Origin of the sequence: Holdemania filiformis, from assembly GCF_003459085.1 — a bacterium.
In the GTDB taxonomy this organism is placed as follows: domain Bacteria; phylum Bacillota_I; class Bacilli_A; order Erysipelotrichales; family Erysipelotrichaceae; genus Holdemania; species Holdemania filiformis.
Genome location: NZ_QRUP01000003.1, coordinates 152,535 through 175,269 on the forward strand (window position 1 = coordinate 152,535; position 22,735 = coordinate 175,269).

The 22,735-nt window shown below is 53.1% G+C and carries 17 protein-coding genes; 4 read left to right on the plus strand and 13 right to left on the minus strand.

Going from position 1 to position 22,735, the window contains the following annotated elements:
• Positions 1 to 10 precede the first annotated feature (10 nt).
• Positions 11 to 2,527, plus strand: coding sequence for a vitamin B12-dependent ribonucleotide reductase (locus DWY25_RS03995; RefSeq protein WP_117893979.1), 2,517 nt, complete (start codon positions 11 to 13; stop codon positions 2,525 to 2,527).
• An 86-nt stretch (positions 2,528 to 2,613) separates the two neighbouring features.
• Here DWY25_RS03995 and DWY25_RS04000 read toward each other — a convergent pair whose 3' ends face one another.
• From DWY25_RS04000 to DWY25_RS04010, 3 genes are all read right to left on the minus strand, one after another.
• On the minus strand, positions 2,614 to 3,243 hold the full coding sequence (locus tag DWY25_RS04000) for a hypothetical protein (protein ID WP_117893982.1): 630 nt from the start codon (positions 3,241 to 3,243) through the stop codon (positions 2,614 to 2,616).
• Positions 3,244 to 3,295: 52 nt separating this feature from the next.
• Positions 3,296 to 4,063: a hypothetical protein gene (locus tag DWY25_RS04005; RefSeq protein ID WP_117893985.1), complete on the minus strand. Its 768-nt coding sequence runs from the start codon at positions 4,061 to 4,063 to the stop codon at positions 3,296 to 3,298.
• A 222-nt stretch (positions 4,064 to 4,285) separates the two neighbouring features.
• On the minus strand, positions 4,286 to 5,755 hold the full coding sequence (locus DWY25_RS04010) for a GntR family transcriptional regulator (RefSeq protein WP_181981682.1): 1,470 nt from the start codon (positions 5,753 to 5,755) through the stop codon (positions 4,286 to 4,288).
• Positions 5,756 to 5,995: 240 nt separating this feature from the next.
• On the opposite strand from DWY25_RS04010, the gene DWY25_RS04015 reads away from it, so the two are divergent.
• Positions 5,996 to 8,401: a response regulator gene (locus tag DWY25_RS04015; protein WP_117893991.1), complete on the plus strand. Its 2,406-nt coding sequence runs from the start codon at positions 5,996 to 5,998 to the stop codon at positions 8,399 to 8,401.
• A 165-nt stretch (positions 8,402 to 8,566) separates the two neighbouring features.
• On the opposite strand, the gene DWY25_RS17690 is transcribed toward DWY25_RS04015, so the two are convergent.
• The 9 genes from DWY25_RS17690 to DWY25_RS04055 form a co-directional block, all read right to left on the minus strand.
• A complete protein-coding gene (locus DWY25_RS17690; protein ID WP_181981683.1) occupies positions 8,567 to 8,725 on the minus strand; it encodes a hypothetical protein in 159 nt (52 codons plus the stop codon).
• Positions 8,706 to 10,073 carry an MATE family efflux transporter gene (locus DWY25_RS04020; protein WP_117893994.1) on the minus strand — a complete coding sequence of 456 codons (1,368 nt, stop codon included), beginning with the start codon at positions 10,071 to 10,073 and terminating at the stop codon, positions 8,706 to 8,708. Before DWY25_RS04020 ends, DWY25_RS17690 begins: the two co-directional genes overlap by 20 nt.
• A 2-nt stretch (positions 10,074 to 10,075) precedes the next feature.
• Complete coding sequence (locus tag DWY25_RS04025) at positions 10,076 to 10,543, minus strand: MarR family winged helix-turn-helix transcriptional regulator (RefSeq protein ID WP_117893997.1); 468 nt, start codon at positions 10,541 to 10,543, stop codon at positions 10,076 to 10,078.
• Positions 10,544 to 10,819: 276 nt separating this feature from the next.
• On the minus strand, positions 10,820 to 13,252 hold the full coding sequence (locus DWY25_RS04030; protein ID WP_117893999.1) for an excinuclease ABC subunit UvrA: 2,433 nt from the start codon (positions 13,250 to 13,252) through the stop codon (positions 10,820 to 10,822).
• Between the two features lie 58 nt (positions 13,253 to 13,310).
• Positions 13,311 to 14,024, minus strand: a complete 714-nt coding sequence (locus DWY25_RS04035) for a hypothetical protein (RefSeq protein WP_117894002.1) — start codon at positions 14,022 to 14,024, stop codon at positions 13,311 to 13,313.
• Positions 14,021 to 15,163: a diaminopropionate ammonia-lyase gene (locus DWY25_RS04040; RefSeq protein ID WP_181981684.1), complete on the minus strand. Its 1,143-nt coding sequence runs from the start codon at positions 15,161 to 15,163 to the stop codon at positions 14,021 to 14,023. Before DWY25_RS04040 ends, DWY25_RS04035 begins: the two co-directional genes overlap by 4 nt.
• A 29-nt stretch (positions 15,164 to 15,192) precedes the next feature.
• Positions 15,193 to 16,638: an MATE family efflux transporter gene (locus tag DWY25_RS04045; RefSeq protein ID WP_244925921.1), complete on the minus strand. Its 1,446-nt coding sequence runs from the start codon at positions 16,636 to 16,638 to the stop codon at positions 15,193 to 15,195.
• Positions 16,639 to 16,813: 175 nt separating this feature from the next.
• Positions 16,814 to 18,436, minus strand: coding sequence for a chaperonin GroEL (groL, locus tag DWY25_RS04050; protein ID WP_006057764.1), 1,623 nt, complete (start codon positions 18,434 to 18,436; stop codon positions 16,814 to 16,816).
• Between the two features lie 29 nt (positions 18,437 to 18,465).
• Positions 18,466 to 18,747: a co-chaperone GroES gene (locus DWY25_RS04055; protein WP_006057763.1), complete on the minus strand. Its 282-nt coding sequence runs from the start codon at positions 18,745 to 18,747 to the stop codon at positions 18,466 to 18,468.
• 352 nt (positions 18,748 to 19,099) lie between these two features.
• Between DWY25_RS04055 and DWY25_RS04060 the strand changes: the two genes are divergently transcribed.
• Both DWY25_RS04060 and DWY25_RS04065 read left to right on the plus strand, forming a co-directional pair.
• The gene (locus DWY25_RS04060; RefSeq protein WP_117894011.1) at positions 19,100 to 20,029 is read left to right on the plus strand and encodes an aldo/keto reductase; all 930 of its coding nucleotides are present in this window, start codon (positions 19,100 to 19,102) and stop codon (positions 20,027 to 20,029) included.
• A 139-nt stretch (positions 20,030 to 20,168) separates the two neighbouring features.
• Complete coding sequence (locus DWY25_RS04065) at positions 20,169 to 20,357, plus strand: hypothetical protein (RefSeq protein ID WP_117894014.1); 189 nt, start codon at positions 20,169 to 20,171, stop codon at positions 20,355 to 20,357.
• A gap of 151 nt (positions 20,358 to 20,508) precedes the next feature.
• On the opposite strand, the gene DWY25_RS04070 is transcribed toward DWY25_RS04065, so the two are convergent.
• Entirely contained in the window at positions 20,509 to 22,728 is a 2,220-nt protein-coding gene (locus tag DWY25_RS04070) for a CehA/McbA family metallohydrolase (protein WP_117894017.1), read from the minus strand.
• Between the last annotated feature and the right edge of the window lie 7 nt (positions 22,729 to 22,735).

Consider the following 22,735-nt stretch of genomic DNA (forward strand, 5'->3'; position numbering starts at 1 on the left):
CATTTAGATTATGGGATATCGCAAGGAAACAATCGTTAAACTCAATCAGGACATCCGGGAATTTTTTCCGTATTTAACTGAAATCCAACCGGAGGATCATACGATTCACGCCGGTGTTTCACGGCTGGTCATGCTTGACCGCTACGCTCAGAAGGATCGGGAGCTCAGAACGCTGGGTATCGGCGACATCGTATTGACCGTCATCAAAGAGGATCCGAAATATCCGGCCCGGGGCGTCGGCGTCGTCAAAGCGATCGACTGGGAAAAAGAGAGCGTAACGATCGAAATTGAAGAAGAATTCCGCGGCACACTGGAAGACGAGCAGGAGTCGATCACCGGGATAATCCGCCGGCCGTTCGCGGAAATCGACAAGCCGATGGAGATCTGCTATGAACAGATCGCCCGCCGTGTCGGCACAGCGCTGGCCGAGCCGGAGACCGATGTGGCTCAGCGGAAAAAATACGCCGGATTATTTACCGAACAGTTAAAGAAGCTCAACGTCATTCCGGCCGGGCGGGTTTTGTTCGGCGCAGGCAGCGGCACGCAGGTCACTTATTTCAACTGCTTCGTTATGCCGTTTGTCGAGGATTCCCGCGGCGGCATTGCGGAACATCGCAAGGAAGTCATGGAAATCATGTCGCGCGGAGGCGGCGTCGGCACCAATGGATCGACGCTGCGGCCTAAGCATGCCCCGGCCAAAGGCGTCGGCGGACGCAGCAGCGGCGCTGTCAGCTGGCTGAACGACATCGCCAACCTGACCAACCTGGTCGAACAGGGCGGCTCTCGGCGCGGCGCACAGATGATCATGTTAGCGGACTGGCATCCGGATATTATCGAATTTATCATTTCTAAAATGCAGAATCCGCGGGTCCTGAAATGGCTGAGTGAAAATAATAAGGACGAACAGGTCCGCGAGCTGGCCCAGCGCAAGTTGAAATTCATCCCGCTTTCGCGGCTGGAACGGCAGATGCTGGAAACTCTGATCGAAAATAAGAACACGCCGGCGGACGTGCTGGACTATGCTCAGCAGACGCTGCTGGAAGGCGGCCGGCTGGAGGTCGTCAATCCGGAATTTTTAAGCGGCGCCAACATTTCCGTGACGCTGACCGACGAATTCATGGAGGCGGTAGAACGGGACGGCACCTTTGATCTGCGCTTCCCGGACATCGCCAATTATACTCCGCAGCAGAAAGAAGCCTACGACACCCACTGGCATAAGATCGGCGACGTCCGCGAATGGGAGGCCCTGGGTTATCCGATCAAGATCTACCGCACGATCCGCGCCCGCGACCTGTGGGATCTGATCTGCTTCTGCGCGACCTATTCCGCGGAACCGGGGATCTTCTTCATTGACAACGCGAATAAGATGACCAACGCCAAAGCCTACGGTCAGAAAGTCGTCGCGACCAATCCGTGCGGGGAACAGCCGCTGGCGCCGTATTCCGTCTGCAATCTCGCCGCCGTCAACCTCGCTAACTTTGTTGACAAGAAAGACGGCCGGATTCTCTTTGATGAATTGGCGGAAACCGTTGCGCTGACCGTCCGGATGCAGGACAACGTCATCAACAGCACGCCGTATTTCCTCAAGGCCAACGAAGATCAGGCCCTGGGCGAACGGCGCGTCGGCCTGGGTGTTATGGGCCTGCACGACATGTTAATCTGGAACCGCAAGCGCTACGGATCGCCGGAAGCGTTGGATACCATCGATCAGGTGTTCCACTGCATCGCCCGCGCGGCCTATCAGACCTCCGTCGAGCTGGCAAAGGAAAAAGGCAGCTTCCCGTTCTTCACCAGCGGCGAAGCATTTATCAATACCGGCTACATGAAGCAGATGGACGAGGATATCCGCCAGGACGTCCTGAAATACGGCATCCGGAATTCCCATCTGTTAACGATCGCTCCGACCGGATCCACCGGCACCATGGTCGGCGTATCCACAGGCCTGGAACCGTACTTCAGCTTCTCCTATTTCCGTTCCGGCCGGCTGGGCAAATTCATTGAGGTCAATGCCGCGATCGTCGATCAGTGGCTGGCGCTCAACCCGGGCTACACCCGCGACACGCTGCCGGAGTTCTTCGTCAGCGCGATGGAACTGACGCCGGAAGAACATGCCGATACCCAATGCGCGATCCAGCGCTGGATCGATTCCTCCATTTCCAAAACCGTCAACGCTCCGCGCGGCTTCTCCGTCCGCCAGGTTCAGCACATCTATGAACGGCTGTATGCGGGCGGCGCGAAAGGCGGCACCGTGTATGTCGACGGTTCCCGTGATTCCCAGGTACTGACGTTAAGCAACGAAGAAGAAAACAGCTGGGATCAGATGGATATTGAGCGCGACTTCGGCGTTCCGGTTAAAAAGACGCAGGAAGCGGAAAAGAAAACCGATCTGCGCGCAGACCGGCAGGACCGCAACATCGGCGTGGAAGTCGGCGACATCTGCCCGATCTGTCTGGAAGGCATCGTCGAGGAAATCGGCGGCTGCAATACCTGCACCAACTGCAACGCGCAGCTGAAATGCGGCTTGTAGAGAAAAGCCGACGATCATCAAAATTGAACAATAAGAAAGGATTGCGTTTAGGGATGAGATCATCGCCATAAAGCAATCCTTTTTGTTTATTCGGCAAGAAACGGAAGCAGCTGGTCCAGCGCGGCTTCCCAGATCTTTTGATCGTGTTCCCATTCCCCGGTCATGGCGGAATCGTAATATTTCAGCTCACCCAGATAAAAGAGATCGCCGTGTTTGACATGAAACTGCCCGCAGACGTTTTTTCCTTTCTGATGATATTCCAGGATCGCCGCCGTTGAGCCGAGCATGCCCAGCTGTCGTTCAGGGCCCAGCCAGGTGATCCTTTTTGACAGGGGCATCACCGAACTCAAATCACGGTCGCTGACGTAAAGCTCCAATGAGATCCCGCGGCCAAGCGGACTATTCCCCTTGCCTTCATACAGAAGACCGATCGGTACAGGTGTTTCTGTAAAATGGGCTGCGTAGCCGATCGTAAAGCACTCGCCCCGGAAATCCACCTCCGCGACGGCCGGGGCGATTTCACGGTTGAGTTCATCGCGGAACAGCTCGTTGATCAAAGTGATATCGAGATCCACTTGTTCGCTCAGCTGTTCGCGCGTCATCGTCACCGGCGTCAGCGAATACGGCTGGTGACGCAGCGTTTTAAACGTCCAGAAGCCTGCGCCTGACAGGATCATCAGCGCGATCAACGTGATCTCTAATTTTTTCCACCGCATATACCTACCGACCTTTTCTTAATCCGGAATTCCTTGTCGTTTCCGAATTCGTTCAAATAACCCAGTTCGATAAATCCATCTCCGTCATCGGCAAGTCAGTGCTGACGGTCAGATTCAGCTCAAAGCTGAGGTTCATGGTCATGCCCTCTTCGACAGCGGATGTTTCGATCAAAATCACGCCGCCAGTCATCTGATAGTTTTTTGAAATCTGAAAATTTACCTTGCATTGTTCTAAGGTCGTCGTCTCCTCGAGCGTCTGAAACTGTTCCTTCATCTGTTCCAGAGCTTCGACGTCGGTCTCCGCATTTCCCAGCAGACTGATCAACTCCGCCAGTTCGCCATAGTCTTTCGCTTCAAAATTTAAATCATATCCGTTGTCGGTTTTCTTAACGGTAAACACGGAATATAATTTCTTCAGATCCATTTCCTGCTGCAGCTCGGCGACGGACTCCGGATTGTAATCGATCGGTTCGCGGCTGCGCTCGCCGTCGCTTTCCGTATAAAGCATCTGATCCTGAACACAGGACTTCATGTTCATCGACTGCCCCATAAACGACAGCGACAGATCAAAATAAAGAACGGGTTCTCCCTGTTTGTCGGCCGGCTGACTCTGAATGGTCATGATGATGGGAAAATCCAGCGTCATACCCTCAGCAGCCATTTTAATTTTTCCGTCCATTTTATAGGTCTGGACCGCCTCGTTTTTTTGCTGATTAGCCTGAACCTTGGACATGATCTCCGCTGCGGTTTCCGTTTTTCCGCAGCCGCCAAGCAGAAGACTCGCAAGGAGCGCAAAGCTCAAAAACAACTTCTTTTTCATTTTATTTCCTTTCTGTCCGGATTCCCTGATTCCGGATTTTCTTTATAATAAGCATATCATATTTTTTACCAAAATCCGACAAATTGATCGTTTGGTGATGCTGGGAAATTTCTGGAAAGCAGCCACATCGCCGCACTTTCCCGATTTTAACAAGTTTACATGAATTCTGAAATTTAAGAGATCATTATTTAAGGTAAGCCAAGGGATGTTGTCTTCTCTAGCTCAGGCTTTTTCCAGCGCGGCAGGGAATCGGGAAATTTCAGCTTCGGTCTGGCGTGCAAGATCTCTGGCTATTGCATAGGCTTCATCAAACAATCGCTGCGTCAGCGTGATAAAAATAGCTTCTTCTGATTCTTTGAGCGCCTGAACGATTCGCCGCTGGTCATCACACAGCCTTTCCGGCAGCAAGGCGTCCGGCAGTTTCAGATTGGGCAGGCGTTTGAGATAATGCCCCCATAGCAACAGATCTTCCAGCTGAGTGAGAAATTGGCGCTGACCTGCATATAACGCACCCTCGCGCAGCTGCCGCAGCAGTTCCCCTGCCAGAATTCCGGCGGATGAAGGCAGTGCTTCCAAACGCTCCGCCAACGCCTGACGGAATGCGCTTGTCCATTTTGGAAAAAGTACGCGGACTAATGGCGTCCAACAGAGTGTCAGCAGCTGCAGCGCATCTAGAAAAGTCACAATATTTTCTTCCACGATCGCTTTATCCAGCTTCATTGGGGCGAGCGAAAAATCAGAAGGACTGACGATGACTGAACCTTTTTTGGCGGCCGTACGGATCACGCCAATATCGTTCAGCACGGCCACCGCGCTTCGGATCGTCGCCAACGACGCCGAATATTCCTGCATCAGCTGGGGAATCGACGGGATATAGCGCTGATCGTCAAATTCTCCAGCCCGGATCCGCTCCAGCAAGGAGCATGCGATTGCGGTATATTTAGGCGTCCGGCTGGCAAGGGCAGCCCAGGAATAAGCCGGTACTTTTCGTTGGCCTTCCGATTCAGGAGCCAGCGCGTCCAGAATTTTCTCCGCACGCATCCAGCCCTTGTCATAAATCTGCCGCAGCCGGGCTTCACAGGCGGAAATCTCCGAATTCGCCATCGCTTCCAACAGCTCATTGAACAACTGTTGGAATTCTTCTAGCGGCAGCGCAACCCGCGGATCCAGCTGCAGCGTCGCGTACAGCGGAACATAGGTCACATGACTGACCTCCTGATGCCAGTCCTTTAAAAGCTGATTATTAAAGGGCGAGAATAACGTTTCCAGCAGCTGAGAATAACAATGCAGCCTGCCGCGCTGTTCCTCGGCCTGCACCGATTGACGCAAAAGATTGCGCAGCGGCTCAAGCTCCTTGATACGGAACGCCCCCTGAGCCTGCAGAAAAGGATAAAGCGGCGCCAGACTGCGGTAGATATCAAGAATATAAAGCTTCCGATTCTGGATCATGCGGGTGATCTCCGCGTTGGTCAGATCACAGCGGATTACGGCTTTCGTTCGAGCCTCGCAATCGATCACCCCCTCTGCCTGAAGCATTCGGTACACTCGCCTCACGGTTGTGATTCCAACGTTGTATTGCCGGCATAGCTCGGTCTGCGACGGCAGCCGGTCCCCCTGGCGCAGCGCGCCGCAGGCAAGCTGCGTCAGAACCGACTGATAGAGATAGTCGTAAAGAGAAATTTCCTTCAGCACGTACGCCTCCTTCCGCATAACAAATCATATTCCTTACTTGTTACACTTCGTTTTTAATATTATAGCATGCACCGATTTGAAAGGAAACGACGCTTGCCAAGAGGCTTCGCTTGAGCTACAATGAAGCTGATCCATCTGATAGCTAAATAGATAAAGATATTATCTTCCGATCTTCTTCTCTATCAAAACGACAGGTCTTCTCCTGCCGTGATCAGCTTTCAATTTCAGGGAGGAAACCTTATGAATACGATCAGCGCGCAAGCCGTCCAGCGTCAGAACCAGGATTATACATTACTGATGAACATGCTTCACGTCAGCGTCAGCAAGCATCTGCTTGACGAACATTTTACTTTAATCTGGGCCAACGATTTCTATTACGATCTGATCGGTTATCCTCAGGCAGAGTATGAGGTACTGTATCACAACCGCCCGGATTTATACTATGCTGAGAATCTCGAAGACTGGCAAGCCATCCAGCACGTCGTTGTTGATGCGATCATCGCCGGCAAGCCGGGTTATACGACCGTCACGCGGATGCGCCGGAAGAGTGGGGAATACGTCTGGGTCCAGCTGGCCGCAACGTTTGTTGAGGAACGAATCAACGGTGTTCAGGTTGCCTATACGGTCATGAACAACATTGACGACGTCATGCAGATGCGGGCGGAACAGAGCGTAACCTACGATAATCTACCCGGTTTTGTCGCTAAATATCAGGTCGGTCCTCAGCTGCAGCTGAAGCTTCTGGACGCCAACCGCAAATTCCTGGAATTTTTCGGCGACGACAGCTGGAAAAATGAAGAATACATCGTTTTTGCCCGCAACGTTGAACGCAACAGTGAGCAGCTGGAGGCCAACCGTGAACGGCTGCTTAGCGGATTGCCGGTGCACTTTACCGCCCAGATGAGCGATCAGTATGGAAATGACGCATGGCTGCAGATCAATGCTGAACAGATCGGCGTCAAAGACGGGGAGCCGGTCTATCTCGTCATTTATCTGGATGTGACCGACGAAACCGAGCTGCGGCAGATGCAGACCCGTCTTGAGCAGCAGGCCGCCGAGCTGAAAGCGGCGCTGGAAACGGCCCGTCAGGCCAGCCGCGCAAAATCCGATTTTCTTTCGAACATGTCGCACGATATCCGCACGCCGATGAACGCGATCATGGGCATGACCGATCCGGCGGTCCGGCATCTTCACGACGAAGGTAAGCTGCGCGACTGCCTGCGTAAAATCGCGTTGTCCAGCGAACATCTGCTGGGGTTAATTAACGATGTCCTGGACATGAGCCGGATCGAAAGCGGAAAAATGACGCTGACCGGTGAACCCGTCACGCTGCCGGAAACATTGGAGAACATTGTGGCGATCATGCAGCCGATGCTCAAGGCCAAACGTCAGAAGTTTGCGATCCATCTGCGCCATGTGCGGCATGAACGGCTGTGGTCGGATCCGCTGCGGCTGCGTCAGATCTTCATCAATATCTTATCCAACGCTTCCAAATTTACACCGGAAGCTGGGGAAATTACCTTTGTCATCGAAGAACTTCCAGAATCGGGTCCTGATTATGCTGATTACCGTTTTACATTTCAGGATACCGGCATCGGCATCCGCCCGGAGTTTCTGTCTAAACTGTTCGAGCCGTTTTCGCGCCAAGCAGACAGCCGCGTCGATAAAACGGAAGGCAGCGGACTGGGTATGGCAATCACACGCCGGCTTGTCGATTTGATGAACGGGACGATTGCGGTGGAAAGTCAGATCGGACAAGGTACGACCTTTACCGTCACACTGCCGCTGCAGATTCAGATTGAAGCTGATAAAACGCCGGTGCATTTTCCAGATCTGCGCGTACTGGTCGTCGACGACGATACAATTATGGGTGAAACGATGACTGCCTCCCTAATGCAGTTGGGCGTGCGTGTGACGTTGGCCACAGGGGGCCTGGAAGCGCTGACGCTGGCGGATCAAGCAAAATCTCAGGGAGTCCAATTCGACGCCGTCTTTCTGGATTGGAAAATGCCGGGGATGGATGGCCCGGAAACCGCTCGTCGGCTGCGCAGGAAAATCTCCGGCACCACTCCGATCTTGATCGTTTCCGCTTACGATTGGAGCGATATAGAGGAAGAAGCGACGCAGGCGGGAATCGATGGTTTTATTTCCAAACCGCTCTTCGCTTCAACGCTTTGCCGTGCGCTGCAAATCTATGTTCTGAAGGATACCCCAAACAAACTTAACGATGAACAACCAAACCGGATTTTTGCCGGACGGCGGTTTCTTTTAGTCGAGGATAACGCCCTGAATCGTGAAATTGCGGTAGAACTGCTGGAACAGGACGGAGCAGAAGTAGAGATTGCTGAAAATGGCATGGAAGGCATATGGAAAATGAAACACGCCGCCGACCGCTGGTATGATTTAATCTTAATGGACATTCAAATGCCTGTCATGAATGGATATGATGCAGCTCGCCGGATCCGCGAACTGCCGCGGGACGATGCCCGGCAGATCCCGATTTTAGCGCTGACTGCCGATGCGTTTGCTGAAGATATCCAGTTGGCCCGGGACGCCGGCATGAACGGGCATCTGGCCAAGCCGCTAAATATGAACGCGCTGCGCAAAGAAATTCAGCGTCAGCTGATAACCGCGGTTCATAAGTAAATAAGCAAGCATACGGATAAAAGCAAACGTGCTATAATCTCGGCAGGGACGCTGATTTAAGCGTCCTTTTTCATTTTATTCCCGAATGCACTGGCCGAGAATGAACCCAATTTGATTTTCTGCGCGGCAATTTAAACAAGCAAATTGCTTTCTTATTTACCTTCCCTATTGCAGTTTTTCCAAAAAAAACGTGCCGGGCAGGCCGGAAAACTGGATATCAGTATCCAGCTTCTCGCCTTCAGGGAAATCCCTGACCACCCGCAGCACGTTGTTTTTTATTTTATCTGATGAATGGAACCGAGAATCAAGCGTGAACCTGTTCATGCTCGACCGCCCGGAAGAAGCGGAAGAACAGTGTGATCGTGACCAGCACCGAGATCGTATCGGCGATCGGTTCCGCCACGAAGACCGCAAACACTTTGTTTTCAATGAAATTCGGCAGAATATAAATCAGCGGAATCAACAGGATAATCTTCCGCAATAACGCCAGAAAAGTTGAAATCTTGGCGTTGCCCAGCGCGATGAACGTCTGTTGGCAAGCCAGCTGTGCGCCCATTAAGAACACCGCCGCGATATAAATCCGCAGCGCCCAGACCGTAATCTGCGTCAGAGCCGGATCGCTGGTGAAGATCGCCGCGAACATCTGCGGGAACAACATACACAATCCCCACATAACCGTCGAATAGATCAGGCAGCTCGCCAATAACAGATGGAACGCTTTCTTCACGCGGTCGATATTCCCCGCGCCGTAATTGAAGCTGATGATCGGCTGCGCGCCCTGGGTTAAGCCCTGCAGCGGCAGCATCGAGAACTGCATGACGCTGGACAGGATCGTCATCGCGCCAACCGCCAGATCGCCGCCGTATTTCAGCAGGGAGGAATTAAAACACAGCACCAACAAACTTTCCGTCGACTGCATGATAAATGGCGCAACGCCCAAGGCCAGAGCCGGGAACAGGATCTTGGCGTTGATGTTGAAATATTTCGGATGCAGCTTGAGCTGACTCTTCTTTCCGCTTAAAAACTGCAGCACCCAGACCGTCGAAACCGCCTGCGACAGCACTGTCGCCAACGCCGCTCCGCGCACGCCCATATTGAAGCCGAAGATCAGGATCGGATCAAGCACAATGTTGGTAATCGCGCCGATGATGACCGTTAACATACTGACGCGGGAGAACCCCTGGGCGGAAATGAACGCGTTCATGCCCAGCGTCAGCTGAACAAAAATCGTGCCCGCGGCATAGATCATCATGTACGCCTTTGCGTAAACGATCGTGTTTTCACTGGCCCCGAACATCATTAACAGCGGCTCGCAGAAAATCATCGTGACCGCCGTCAGAACGACGGAGGTGATGACCAGCGCGGTGAAGCAGTTGCCTAAAATCTTATTGGCCTGTTCGTTATCGCCCTTGCCCATCATGATGGACGCCCGCGGGGCGCCGCCCATGCTGACAAGCGCCGCAAACGCGGAAATAATCATGATTAAGGGAAACGCGACGCCGACGCCGGTTAATGCCGACGCCCCCGAGCCTGGAATATGGCCGATGTACATCCGGTCGACCATGTTGTAGAGTGCGTTTACGACCTGAGAAGTGATCGCCGGCACCGCCAGCGCAAAGAATAAGCGTCCGACACGGTCCTTCCCTAAATTTGTTTCTTTCGATTGAATCATAGTTAATCCCCTTTCCGATTGGTCATCGCTTCGATGTTGGCGTAAATCTGATGCTGAACCCGGGTATACACCGCCAGTTCTTCTTCCGAGATACCGCGGGTCACGGTTTGTGAGAAATGGTCCATACTGACACGCATCTGACCGATTACCGGAGCCGCTTTCTGCGTCAGCCGCAGATGCAGGATCCGGTGATCCTTCGCGTCTTCCTCACTGGTCAGATAACCCCGGCGCACCAGCGTGTCCACGCTGCGGCAGACTAAGCCTTTGGAAACGCCCAGGGTCACGGTCAGTTCCTTGGCTGTGTTGATCGACGGATTGTTCGACAGAAAGATCAGAACGTTCATTTCGTTGGGCGAAAACGCTTCGCCGGCAACGGAATGAGCGCAGAAGCGGCTGTACGCCTCGCGTAGACGGGCGTAGCCTTTCAGCATCTGTTCCACGTTGGAGATGGGTATCCGTATCTTACTCATCGGCGTTTTTCCTCCTCGATTAGTTTACTTGTATACGATCATTCCTAAGTATACTCCGGATCAGCCGCAAGTCAAGCTCTCTTTTCCCCTATCTCTATTCTTTTCCTGACCGGCTGGTTCCTATCCCCGCAAATTCATTTGACCCCAGTATAAAAGAGGAACTTACAGCGGAATTGACAGGCTTTGCTTTCTGCATGACAGAAAGAAAAACGGCGGTCTGAGCGAGTCCCGCCGTTTCTGAATCAGAAAGAAATAATAAAATAAGTGCTGTCTGCGTTATAAATACCGGGCCGTAACGCTTTCCCCCTGCGCTTTTAAAGCCTGCGGAGTCCCGGCAAACATCAGCTGGCCGCCTTGATCGCCGCCCTGCGGCCCCAGGTCGATCACCCAGTCGCAGGCCCGGATCAGCTGCGGGTTGTGTTCCACGACAATCACGGTATGACCGGCATCCCGCAAGCGCAGAAGCAGCTTCAGGAAGTGTCCGATATCCGCCGGATGCAGACCGGTCGTCGGCTCATCCATTAAATACAGCTGGTTCTTCCCACCGTGATTTTCAATCAATTCCGCAGCCAGCTTCAAGCGCTGTGCTTCTCCGCCGGAAAGCGTCGTCAGCGGCTGCCCCAGCGGCAGATAGCCTAAGCCCGCTTCCATCAGCACCTCCAGCATCCGGATCAATTTAACCTGTCCGGCAAAGAATTGCACGGCTTCTTCCACCGTCAGATCCAAGACTTCCTTGATCGAGCGGCCGTTGTATTTGACGTTCAGCACCGTTTCGTTAAAGCGCTGGCCATGACAAACCGGACAGACGACTTCAACGTTGGCGAAAAACAACATGTTGTTCTCCACAACCCCCATGCCCTGACAGTTTTCACACCGGCCGCCCGGCGTGTTGAATGAGAAATGAGAAGCCGGACAATGCGCGGCACGGGCCGCCTCGGTCTTCGCAAAGAGATTGCGGATCAGTGCATAGACGCCGCTGTATGTCGCAACATTGGAGCGCTTCATCCGCGTGATCGCGGCTTGTTCGATCGTTACCACTCGTTCAAATTGTTCCAATCCCGCAATTTCAGCACCGCCGCGGCGATCCGCAAGCACCTCGAATACCAGGGTGGATTTTCCTGATCCGGAAGGCCCGGTTACCGCGGTCAGGCACCCGGTTGGAAAAGCGGCGGTAAAATACCGCAGATTATACAGACTGGCATTTTTGATGGTGATCCAGCCCTGCGCGGTTTTCGGCCGCGAAGTGATTTTCGCCGGTTCAGCCAGCCAAAGCCCGGTCAGGGACGCCGGATCAGACTGAAGCTGTTCAGGCGTTTCGAAGGCGACGAGTTTTCCGCCATGAATACCGGCTCCCGGTCCGAATTCGACCAGGTAATCCGCAGCCCGCATCACATCCGGATCATGTTCGATGACCAGCACGGTATTCCCCAAATCACGCAGATGTTTCAGAATGGCGATCAGCCCTTCGGTATCCTGCGGATGCAGGCCCGCTGTCGGTTCGTCCAACATGATCAAAAGGCCGGACATTTCCAGATCCAGCGCCGCCGCCAGCCGCTGACTTTCCCCGCCGGAAAGCGTGATGATTTGCCGGTCGAGCGTCAGATAGCCCAGACCGACCCGGATCAGCCGGTTCAGCTTCGTCCGGATATCGCGCAGATAATCCTCGGCCAGACGGCGCGCCTCGCCGGTCAACGTGAAGTCCAGCGCCTCAATCCAGCTCTGCAGGCGGATTAAGGAAAGGCCGGATAATTCCGGCAGCCGGGTTCCCTTCACCGTTACCTGAGCGCTCAGCGGATTCAGACGTTCGCCATGACAGGCCGGACAGTCCACGACCTGAAAATATGCGTCCAGCGCGCAAGCCTGTCCCCCTTTTTCTGCCCAACGCCGCCGCAGATTGGTCATCACGCCTTCAAACTTTCCTGAATCAGCCGGTTCCGGCAGGCCATTCTTTGACAGCGCGGATGAGAACTGCGGACTGCCGCTGCCTTCCATTAGTAAAATCCGCTGCGGCTCGGTGAATTGACAAACCGGCACATGCCGCGGTTCATCCAAACCATAAGCCCGGCAGGCGGCGTAATACAGCGATATTTCATATTCGCCATACCGTTTTTCCCAGAAGCGGACGGCGCCTCCCTCTAAAGAAAGCGCCGGATCCAGGATCCGGTCTTCATCGACCGTATGAATTTTCCCCAATCCCTCGCAAACCGGGCAGGCGCCTTCTTTCGTATTGAACGAGAAATCAGTGCGGGTCAATTTATCCATCCGTTCACCGCAATGGGAACAGCGCATGTAAACATGAAAATCCCCGCCGTGCTTTTCCGTTTCTTCCTTGCAGGCCGCCGCGTCGATCACCGCGCCGCAATGCGGACACGTCCGTCTGTGCAATTTCTCATAGAGCATCCGCAGATCCGTATAAATATCGCTTTGCGTCCCCACCGTGGAGCGCGGGTTTTTATTAGCCATGGACTGGGTGATCACGATCGCCGGACTCGCCCCGCGGACTTTGTCGACCTTCGGCTTGGGAATTCCCTGCATTCCCATGGCTTCCAGATATTGACGCTGACATTCGTTGAACAAGACGTCGATCAGAAACGTCGACTTGCCGGACCCCGACACCCCGGTCAGAACGATCAATTTCTCCTTCGGCAACGTCAGCGACACGTTTCTCAAATTCCCCTCATGCGCGTTAACGATTTCTATTTTGTGCATAACTCACCCGCTTTCTATCCTGCTCTGACTCTAAATTTCAGGTTCTCTTTGTCCTTTCTCATGGCTGCGGAATTTCGATGTCGATCAACGGACGAATCTTATTGATGATGAGGGGATCTGTAACGTCCAGCAGCACAACTTCATCCGAAGGTTCGTGCGGGATCAGCACGTTCGCGATATGAAACATAAACAGGCGGTCGCCGATGGTACCGAAAACTTCCTGATCGATCTGATAGATCTGATCAACCTGCCAGTCCCCGGCATCCAACGGTACCGCATAATCCAAAATGTTGTCTTCCGTGATTTCAATCTCCGTCAGCCGGATGCAATGATAAAAACAACCGACAAATTGCAGAAGCCGCTGCCAGTCCATCATTTCCCTGGTTAGTGCTTGTTGTCTTCGAATGGGATCGCGGATGATCTGAATTGACATTGAAAAATGGATTTCCTGTGAGTTGATGGAAGCCAGTCCTTGTTTCTTTAAAATCTCATCCGCTTCGCTCAGCTCGTTGATTTCGCATTGATAAAATTGATCCCCATGCACGATTCCGTCTTCCTCATAAATCGTCAGGGTATTTTCTTCATTGCGCAGACAGCCTTCGAGAAATGAAGGCAGCTCCAGCACGACCGGCGGCGGAATCTGCGGATCCGGCTCCAACAGCTGCGGAAAGAAAATGTCCAGGTTTTGAAAGAAGATACTCAAAGCTACAATCGCAATCAAAATTGCGGCGATCACTCCGGTTGAAACCGACCGCCCCCGCTCCCCGTTCATTTTCCGACCGTCTGCGGATCGCGGCCGACAACACGCCGGTAATCGTCAGGATCCGTTGCGCCTTCCGTATTCAGAAGCAGCACAACGGAATGTTCATCCAATCCTAACGCCTGCTTCATCGTTTGATATTGGTCATCCTGGCACAAGCTTAACAGAAGTCCCAGTCCGACAGCCCCGGATTCGCCCGCGACAATCGCGGTATCCCCGGCCAGCGGATCGGCGTACTGCCGCATCCCAGCCTCCGTGACTTCATCCACGCAGGCGAAGTAAAACGCTGCGTAATCGCGCAGCACCGGAAAGAGATCCGGATTGACTTCTCCGCAGTTCAGCCCGGCCATGATCGTCGGCGTGATGCCGGCTTTCGAGACCAGCTTTCCCTGCGGACAGGAAGCGAAGACACAGGCGGAATCTGTCGCTTCGATGATCGAGGCGACCGGCATTTCCGCTTTTAACGTATCCGCCAGCCAGCCCAGCACGCCCCCGGCCATCGACCCGACACCGGCCTGTAAAAAGACGTGTGTCGGCTTGGCGAGCGCCTGTTCCTCAATCTGTTGAACAACCTCGCGGATCATCGTCGTGTAGCCTAATACAATGTTCTGGGGAATTTCATGATAATCCTCCAGCACGGTATCCTGCACTAAAACATAGCCGTTGCGCTGTGCGTAATCGCGTGTCCAGCGCACGGTATCGTCATAACCCCATTCGGTCACGGTGACTTTGGCGTTGCCCAGCGCCTCGATCGCCTGCACGCGGCTGGCGACCGTGCCTTTAGGCATAAAGATTTCTGCCCGGCAGCCGGCCTGCAGCGCGGCCCACGCTACGCCTTTACCATGATTGCCGTCGGTCGTCGTTACAAAGACCGGCTGGGTGTGAGGATGCTGTTCAAGATATCGATGCACCGCATAGCTCGCGCCCAGAGCCTTGAAAGCGTTCAGGCCGAAACGATGCGATTCGTCTTTCACCAGAATCGCCTGAATCCCCAGTTTTTCCGCCAGCTTTGACAAATTGATCAGCGGCGTCGGGGCGTATTGCTTCAACGTTTGATGAAAGGCCTCGACCTGTTGGTAATGTTTTGAATTGAACATGGCCGGCAGCGGTCCCCGCGCCAATTTTCCCTTTGCCATTTGAATTTTATCCATGTGTTTTCTCCTTTTTCCGTTCTTCCAGTTTATGCCGCTTCGCCTTTCAGCTTCATCAGCTGCCATTGGCCGCCGCGGTACCGCAGCCAGATTAACAACGTTCTTAGCAGCTGATCCGCGACCAGCGCGATCCAGGCGCCGTACAAGCCCCAATGCAGCTCGTACACCGTCAGCATTGCCAGCAGCGGGCGCACGATCAGCGTTGTGACAAAGATAACCACGGCGGTGGTTTTCGTATCCCCCGCCCCGCGCAGGACGCCGGCGAGAATAAACTGCGTGGCCTGAAACGGCTGGATCAGCGCCAGAAACATCAGAATCCGCGTCCCCTGCTCAATGACTTCCGGCTCGTTGCTGTAAAGGGACACAATCGGACCGCCGATCACAAAGAAGATCAGCGCCAGCACCAGCGAAAAGCCAATCCCGATCTGTTGGCTGACCTTACCGTAGTGGTGCGCCATATCGGTTCGTTTTTTCCCTAACGACTGGCCGACCAGCGATGTCGAGGACACCGCGAAGCCCTGGCCGATCATAAACGACAGCGCCTGGATGTTCATACACACGTTATGTGTCGCAAACGCGACCGTGCCTAATGAAGCGACCGTTTTGGAATACAGGATCACGCCGAAGCGCATAAACAGCTGCTCGACCATCGCCGGCAGACCGATCGCAAAGATATTCGTGAGGATCTCCCGATCAGGCTTAAACTTTTCACGCAGATTGAATTCGAGATAGCCGCCTTTTTTCATCAACGCCCAGCCCGCCATGAAGAAGGCCGCCGTCTGGCCGATCACCGTCGCTAACGACGCGCCGGCAACGCCCATTTTTGGAAAACCGAGATTCCCGTAAATTAAGATCCAGTTGAGAATGATATTGATCACGTTGGCTGCGACGTTGTATTTCATCGCCGTCTTGGAATCGCCGACGCCGCGCAGCACCGCCGTAATCGTCGTGGTCAGCGCCATCAGCACAAAGCCGGCCATTTGAATTTGTAAGTAAACCGTACCGTTGGTCAAGCTTAGTTCTTCCGTAGCCCCCATAAACCGGACCATCGTTTCCGAAAAAAGAAAACCGACAACCGAAGCGGCAACGGACATCACCAGCGTCAGCATAAGCGCCTGCCGCACCGCTTCATTCGCCTTTGCGGGTTGTTCCGCGCCTTTGTAGCGGGCGACGAGCGCCGTCGCCCCGACGTTCATCGCCATGAACATTGTCATCATTAAAAATTTCGGCTGCGTCGTTAAGCCGACTGCCGTGATCGCCCACGCCCCCAGCTGACCGACCATCATCAGATCCGCCATTGACGTCAGCTGCGTCAGCGTCAGTTCGACAAACGACGGGCCGGCGATCCGAAGTACATCCTTCATCAACATGCCGCGCGTCAATCCCGGCGGCAGCGCCGTGTGTTTCTTTGATATTTCCAAGCTCTCGCCAGCTTCAACACGGTCTAAAGCCAGCTGTGCGTTTCCCCCTGCCATCTGTTCTGTCCTCCCCATTTTTATTTATTATACCATGAACTATCCTGCGCAGAAATCGCTTTCATTCAGAACGAACGCTCAAGCCGCAGTCAAGCTGAAAAACAAAAAAACAGACAGCACTGGGGGATTGTGCTGTCTGCCCTTAAAACACAGAGTTAAGATTGAGAATTTCGGCTTAGTACATGCCGCCGTCCGGCATTGCCGGAGCCGCCGGAGCGTTCTTTTCCGGTAATTCTGCGACCGCTGCTTCTGTCGTGATAAACAGTGCCGAAATGGATGCCGCGTTCAGCAGTGCGTTGCGGGTAACCTTAGTCGGATCTACGATTCCGGCTTCAAACATATCGACCCATTCGCCCTTCTTGGCGTCGAAGCCGACGTTCTTGCCTTCTGTCAGCTGACGGGAAACAATCTGATCACCGTCATAGCCGGCATTTTCCGCGATCTGATACAGCGGCTTCAGGATTGCCTCAAAGACAGCGCTGATGCCCTTCTGTTCATCCGGAGTTTCACCCTTCAGCTCATCGCGGTATTCACGATAGATTGAAGCTAAAGCCGCGCCGCCGCCGATGACGATGCCTTCAACGACTGCCGCTTTTGTCGCGTTCAAAGCGTCTTCAATCCGCAGTTTCTTTTCCTTCATTTCGCTTTCTGTCGCTGCGCCGACCTTGACGATCGCCACGCCCGTCGTCAGCTTCGCCAGCCGTTCGTTCAGACGCTTCTTATCGTATTCCTGAGTCGTGTTTTCAATCTGCAGCTTCAGTTCCGCGATCCGTTCGTTCAGTTTTTCCTTATCGCCGGTACCGCCGACAATTGTCGTGTCATCCTTCTTGACGACAACACGGTTCGCATGACCGAGGTCTTCGATCTCGCCATCTTTCAGCTCCATCGCCAGATCCTTGGCAAAATACTTCGCGCCGGTCACGATCGCGATATCTTCCAGCATTGCCTTCTGGTTGTCGCCGAAGCTTGGCGCTTTCGTGCAGACAACGTTGAACGTGCCGCGCAGTTTGTTCAGAACCAGCGTTGCAACGACTTCCTGATCGATATCGTCAGCGATGATCAGCAGCGGCTTGTTGGTCTGGACGATCTTTTCCAACAGCGGCAGGACTTCCTGGATCGTGTTGATCTTCTGATCGGTAACTAAGATATACGGGTTATCCAGCACTGCTTCGTTCTTTTCACGGTTGGATACCATGTACGGGCTGATGAAGCCCTTGTCGTACTGTAAGCCTTCAACGGTTTCCAGTTCCGTTTCAAAACCGTTTGATTCGTCAACGGTGATAACACCCTCACGGCCGACCTTTTCCATCGCCTGTGCAATGATTTCGCCGACTTCCTGAGAACCGGAAGAAATCGCGGCAACCTGAGCGATATCCTGGTTCGTTTCTACCTTATGCGTCTGTTCCAGCAGCTTGTCCGCAATGAACTTCGCCGCTTTTTCCATACCGCTTCTCATCAGAACCGGGTTGGTTCCCTTTTCCACGCTGCTCATGCCTTTGTGAATCATCGACTGCGCCAGCAGCGTCGCGGTCGTTGTGCCGTCGCCGGCGGTGTCGTTGGTCTTGGAAGCAACTTCCAGCACCAGCTTCGCGCCCATGTTTTCAATCTTATCTTCGCAGTCAATTTCCTTCGCGATCGTTACGCCGTCGTTCGTGATTAACGGTGAACCATAGCTTCTTTCCAGAACGACGTTGCGGCCTTTCGGACCCAGCGTGATCTTGACCGCATCGGCCAGTGTATCGACGCCCTTCATCATCGCCACGCGGGCATCTTTAGAAAAACGGACTTCCTTTGCCATATTCTCATTCCTCCTTTTAATGTTTGTTGTTATTCAATAACCGCCATGATCTTGGATTCCGGAACTAACAAATATTCCTGTCCGTCGATCTTGACTTCGGTTCCGCCGTACTTTTCATAAATAACGCGGTCGTTGACTTTGACGCAGCATTCAACATGCTTGCCGTCGACTTCATGGCCGTTATTGACTGCCAGAACCTTGCCTACGGTTGGTTTCTCAGTGTTTTTGTCCGTCAGGATAATTCCGCTGGCGGTTTTTTCTTCTGCCTTTTCTTTCTCTAAGAGCACAAAATCATTACATGGTCTAATCATCGTAATTCCTCCTTATCGCTCGTTTTAGCACTCTTATCTCATCAGTGCTAGCACTTATTATTATAGTCTGCCAAGCTTCTTTGTCAACACTTCTTCGCGACTTTCTGCAAGAAATTCTGATTTTTTTCCCGGCTGCTTTATTCTAACGGTGAACAGGAGCGAATCCTCGGTGATTTTGACAGCCTGATCCAACCTCTGCTTCTATCTTGTCATGGAAGTGTTTGAAAATCACAACGTCAACCCTCGCTGGGCGCTCTCCTGAATTGGGGGAAGGAGCCCGGATTAATTTCAATAGCGGCCGGTCGAGGACGGCGTGGGATATGATATAATAGGAAAAAACAGGAGGATAACAATGCTGAAAAGAAAATTTGGAAAAACCGGCATGGAGGTTTCCGCGGTAGGCATGGGAACCTGGAACATTGGCAATCAATGGGGCGAACTGGACGATCAACAAGTTTTAGATACGATCCTCGCCGCTTATCATAGCGGCATTACTGTCTTCGATACCGCCGACGCTTACGGCATTCCCGGAGGATGCTCGGAAGAACGGCTCGGCCGGGCGCTGAACGGAATCCGCGAAAACGTCGTGCTGATCTCAAAATTTGGCAACTGGGCCAAACGTTTCGGCGGCGAAATGCAGTTTACCTGCGCCGATATCGTGATCGAAGCCTGCCATGCTTCCTTATTCCGTCTTCAGACGAACTATCTCGACGTCGCGCTGTGCCATCTCAATGATTTAAAGCCGGAAGAGGTGGATCCATGGCTGGATGGTTTCGAGGAGCTGAAACGGCGCGGGCTGGTGCGGCATTACGGCATCTCGACCGATCATCTGGACGTACTGAAAGAATTCAACCGGCGCGGTACCTGCGAGGTGGTCGAGCTGGATTATTCGCTGATCAATAAAACACCGGAAACCAACGGCATGCTTGATTACTGTCTTGAAAACAACATCGGTGTGCTCGTACGGGGACCGCTGGCGCAGGGAATTTTATCCGGACACTACACCCGCGATACGCATTTCACTGATACTATCCGCACGCCGTTTAACGAAGGCGGCAGTGCGCGGGAAGTCTATCTGCAGAAAATGGACCGGCTGGACCGCGTAATCGAAGCGGCCGGGAAGGATAACCTGATCCAGACCAGTCTGCGCTATATCCTTTCCCATCCGGTTTGTCCGGTTGTGATTCCCGGCGCGAAATCACCGGCTCAGGCGAAGGCCAACGCGGAAGCCGGCAGTGCTTGTCTGGACGAGGCATTATACGCTAAACTGAAGGCCTGCTGAGCCAATTTTACTATTTTATGTCCATTATCCGCTGGCTTATCCCAGCGGATTTATTTTTCAAAAAAAAGCTTTGCTTTACAAAAATGTTTGAAATAATCTTTCTTTCAATGAACGATGAGGAAAAAGACCAGCTGGAAGAATGATGTTGTCGCTATACGCTGCCCAGGGTGAAACGAAAGATGTTAATATTTCCGTTGAAATCAAGGACACCATGACCATTACGATCGAAATCAGCTTAAAAGAAGTCGATCAGGATTTAGTGAGTACTAACATGACGCTGGAAACAGTGACCCAAAATTTCCGGGACAATGGCTTCGACTGCAAATAAGTTGAACGCACTTTGAAACAAATCAAGATGAGAAAGCTTCTCGCTTCGGAAAACTGATTATCTTTTTCTTCTCTACCCTAAAAAAAAACGAGCTGCGCTGCCATTTTAGGCAGACCTGCTCGTTTTTATTTTAAGCTAACTTGTACATCAATTATCCGCGGGTAACCCAGATTGGCGAACACCAGGCGCAGTGATCGTCGATCTGTTCAACGCGCAGGTAATAGAAGTCTTCTTCCCCGCGCTCGCTGTCCTCTACGGTGAAGTCCATCGCACAGCCGCAGCCTTCCATCTCAACCAACACTTCGTTGTTCTTGATAATCTGAACCGTGCGGATCTCGTTGACCGCCAGCACGCTGACGTCCAATTTGACCGCTTCCCCGGCCGGGATCATGATTTCTTCACCCATGTGATGACTGCCGATCTTCAGCGAAGCCAGAATCCGGGCGCCGCTGGTACCGTAAGTGAAGCGGTTGTAGATCGCGTTCCAGACGTTTTCGCTGGTCAGCGTCGGAACGAAGGCGCCTAAGATGCCGCCTTCGATGCCATGCTCCATCTGGTGCGAGTCAGAACCGGCGATAAAGCCCAAATGATAACCCCGGGCCAGTGCGTCCTGAGCACAGTGGCGTTCAAATTTCATAATGTTCTTCGTGTACTTCGACTGGTTTTCAAATTTCTCATAGTCGGCGTGGCGCGAGAAAATTTCAACGACGCGCTGCACTTCCGGATCATGGTAATCCCAGTCGGTCGCCGCGGATACCAGACCCCAGTTGGCTGCCGGATGATGCGGAATGCACTGGCCGCCGTCCTTCTTGATGCTTTCGAACAGAACCGTCGGGTTGTTGCCTTCCGGATCGGTGCTGCGGTACAGACCGCCGGTGCTGGACGGGTAGTACACGTTCTTGTGACCAAAGTCATGCTTGTATTCGTTGGACGTCCATTCATAGGCCAACAGCACAGCGAAGTTCTTTTCTCCGTTGAACAGATTGCGCGTCGTGCGGTTCCATTCCCATTCGGAATCCGTCGCGATATCCGGATAATCGTCATGATCGGTCAGTGCGCAGAAATCCATGTTGGCGTCCTTGATCGCATAATGATAATATTGATCGATCTCGCCCAGCGCGTCGGACAGGTTGGACTGGCCGTGAATATCGCCGAAGGTCAGCGTCAGATTCTCATAGCCGTTCTTCTTCAGCCAGGCCGCGACTTCTTCCTCGCTGCGGCTGTCCAGCGCTTTTTCCGCCGGGATCGGCTGCACGAACTGATCGATCTTCTTTTCGATCTCTAAATCATAGAACTGCGGCAGGATGTCCAGCGCGACTTCGTTGTAGACGATCGACGCGTAACGGTGCATGTGACCGTTCTTGTTGCCGAACTGCCAGATATAATGCAGAACATTGCTTTCGTCCAGCGCGATATGCGGACGCACGGCGCACTGGCTGTCGTTGTAGGTGATGACGACCGGTTCCGACCAGACGCCTTCTAAATCACGCACGCGCACGATCGCGTTGTATTTGCCCCAGGTATAGGTGACCACCGTATAGCCCTGGGTGTTCGCTGTGATGTCGATGTTGTTGTACCAGTTGCGGTTTTCCGTCAGTACGGCGTAATGGGACGTGACAATCTGGCCGTCTTTTACTTCTACGTCGATCACGTTGTTGCTGAAATAACAGTGCTTGCCATTTTCATACCAGGCGATCGTGACCTTCTGGCCGACCCGGGTCATAACCGGATGCGTGCTGTAAATCGCCGTCTGATTCAGCTTGACTTCCTCGCTCCACTGCCCGTCGATCTTGGCGCGCACGACGACGTCATAGTTCACGCCGTTATACAGATCATAAGCGACAAAGCAATGGCCTTTGCCGTCATGATCAAAGCATGGACGATACGTCTTCACCGCGGTGTTGACCTTTTCCAGCGTCACTGTTTCGCCCAGCGTGGCAACGATCGTATCGCTGAAGCCGACGCCCTGACGGTTGTATACGACGACCGGATGGGTTCCGTCGTCTTTAACGGAAGGATAGAACAGCGCTTCGCCCTCGTCGATCACCTGGATCGCGCCGAACACGCCGTCCTGGTATTCGCGGACGCACAGCTTCCACACGCCGTTCTCAAATTCCGACCAGGCGGTGATCACGCGGTCGTTGAACGTATGCAGGCTTGGCCGCAGCGCTAAGCCGCTGCCGGAGATCTGGACTTCATTGTGCGGATGATGATCAATCATCTGCGCGAACCGGATAACCTCGGTGTGATCGAGATATTTTTCCCAGACCGCAAAGACTTCGTTCTTACTGTTGACCGTGACGTCCGGGTACTGGCAGCTGCTCTGCCAGATATCCGTGATTTCAACGGACGTACTCTTGAAATGTTCCATAGTTCCT

Bases quoted from the DNA above. Each gene is read 5' to 3' on its own strand.
- DWY25_RS04065 (WP_117894014.1), top strand. From the start codon at position 20,169: ATGATGTTGTCGCTATACGCTGCCCAGGGTGAAACGAAAGATGTTAAT.
- DWY25_RS04030 (WP_117893999.1), bottom strand. From the start codon at position 13,252: ATGCACAAAATAGAAATCGTTAACGCGCATGAGGGGAATTTGAGAAAC.
- DWY25_RS04045 (WP_244925921.1), bottom strand. From the start codon at position 16,638: ATGGCAGGGGGAAACGCACAGCTGGCTTTAGACCGTGTTGAAGCTGGC.
- DWY25_RS04020 (WP_117893994.1), bottom strand. From the start codon at position 10,073: ATGATTCAATCGAAAGAAACAAATTTAGGGAAGGACCGTGTCGGACGC.
- DWY25_RS17690 (WP_181981683.1), bottom strand. From the start codon at position 8,725: ATGAACAGGTTCACGCTTGATTCTCGGTTCCATTCATCAGATAAAATA.
- DWY25_RS04055 (WP_006057763.1), bottom strand. From the start codon at position 18,747: ATGATTAGACCATGTAATGATTTTGTGCTCTTAGAGAAAGAAAAGGCA.
- DWY25_RS04005 (WP_117893985.1), bottom strand. From the start codon at position 4,063: ATGAAAAAGAAGTTGTTTTTGAGCTTTGCGCTCCTTGCGAGTCTTCTG.
- DWY25_RS04035 (WP_117894002.1), bottom strand. From the start codon at position 14,024: ATGAACGGGGAGCGGGGGCGGTCGGTTTCAACCGGAGTGATCGCCGCA.
- groL (WP_006057764.1), bottom strand. From the start codon at position 18,436: ATGGCAAAGGAAGTCCGTTTTTCTAAAGATGCCCGCGTGGCGATGATG.
- DWY25_RS04025 (WP_117893997.1), bottom strand. From the start codon at position 10,543: ATGAGTAAGATACGGATACCCATCTCCAACGTGGAACAGATGCTGAAA.
- DWY25_RS04070 (WP_117894017.1), bottom strand. From the start codon at position 22,728: ATGGAACATTTCAAGAGTACGTCCGTTGAAATCACGGATATCTGGCAG.
- DWY25_RS03995 (WP_117893979.1), top strand. From the start codon at position 11: ATGGGATATCGCAAGGAAACAATCGTTAAACTCAATCAGGACATCCGG.
- DWY25_RS04015 (WP_117893991.1), top strand. From the start codon at position 5,996: ATGAATACGATCAGCGCGCAAGCCGTCCAGCGTCAGAACCAGGATTAT.
- DWY25_RS04000 (WP_117893982.1), bottom strand. From the start codon at position 3,243: ATGCGGTGGAAAAAATTAGAGATCACGTTGATCGCGCTGATGATCCTG.
- DWY25_RS04060 (WP_117894011.1), top strand. From the start codon at position 19,100: ATGCTGAAAAGAAAATTTGGAAAAACCGGCATGGAGGTTTCCGCGGTA.
- DWY25_RS04040 (WP_181981684.1), bottom strand. From the start codon at position 15,163: ATGGATAAAATTCAAATGGCAAAGGGAAAATTGGCGCGGGGACCGCTG.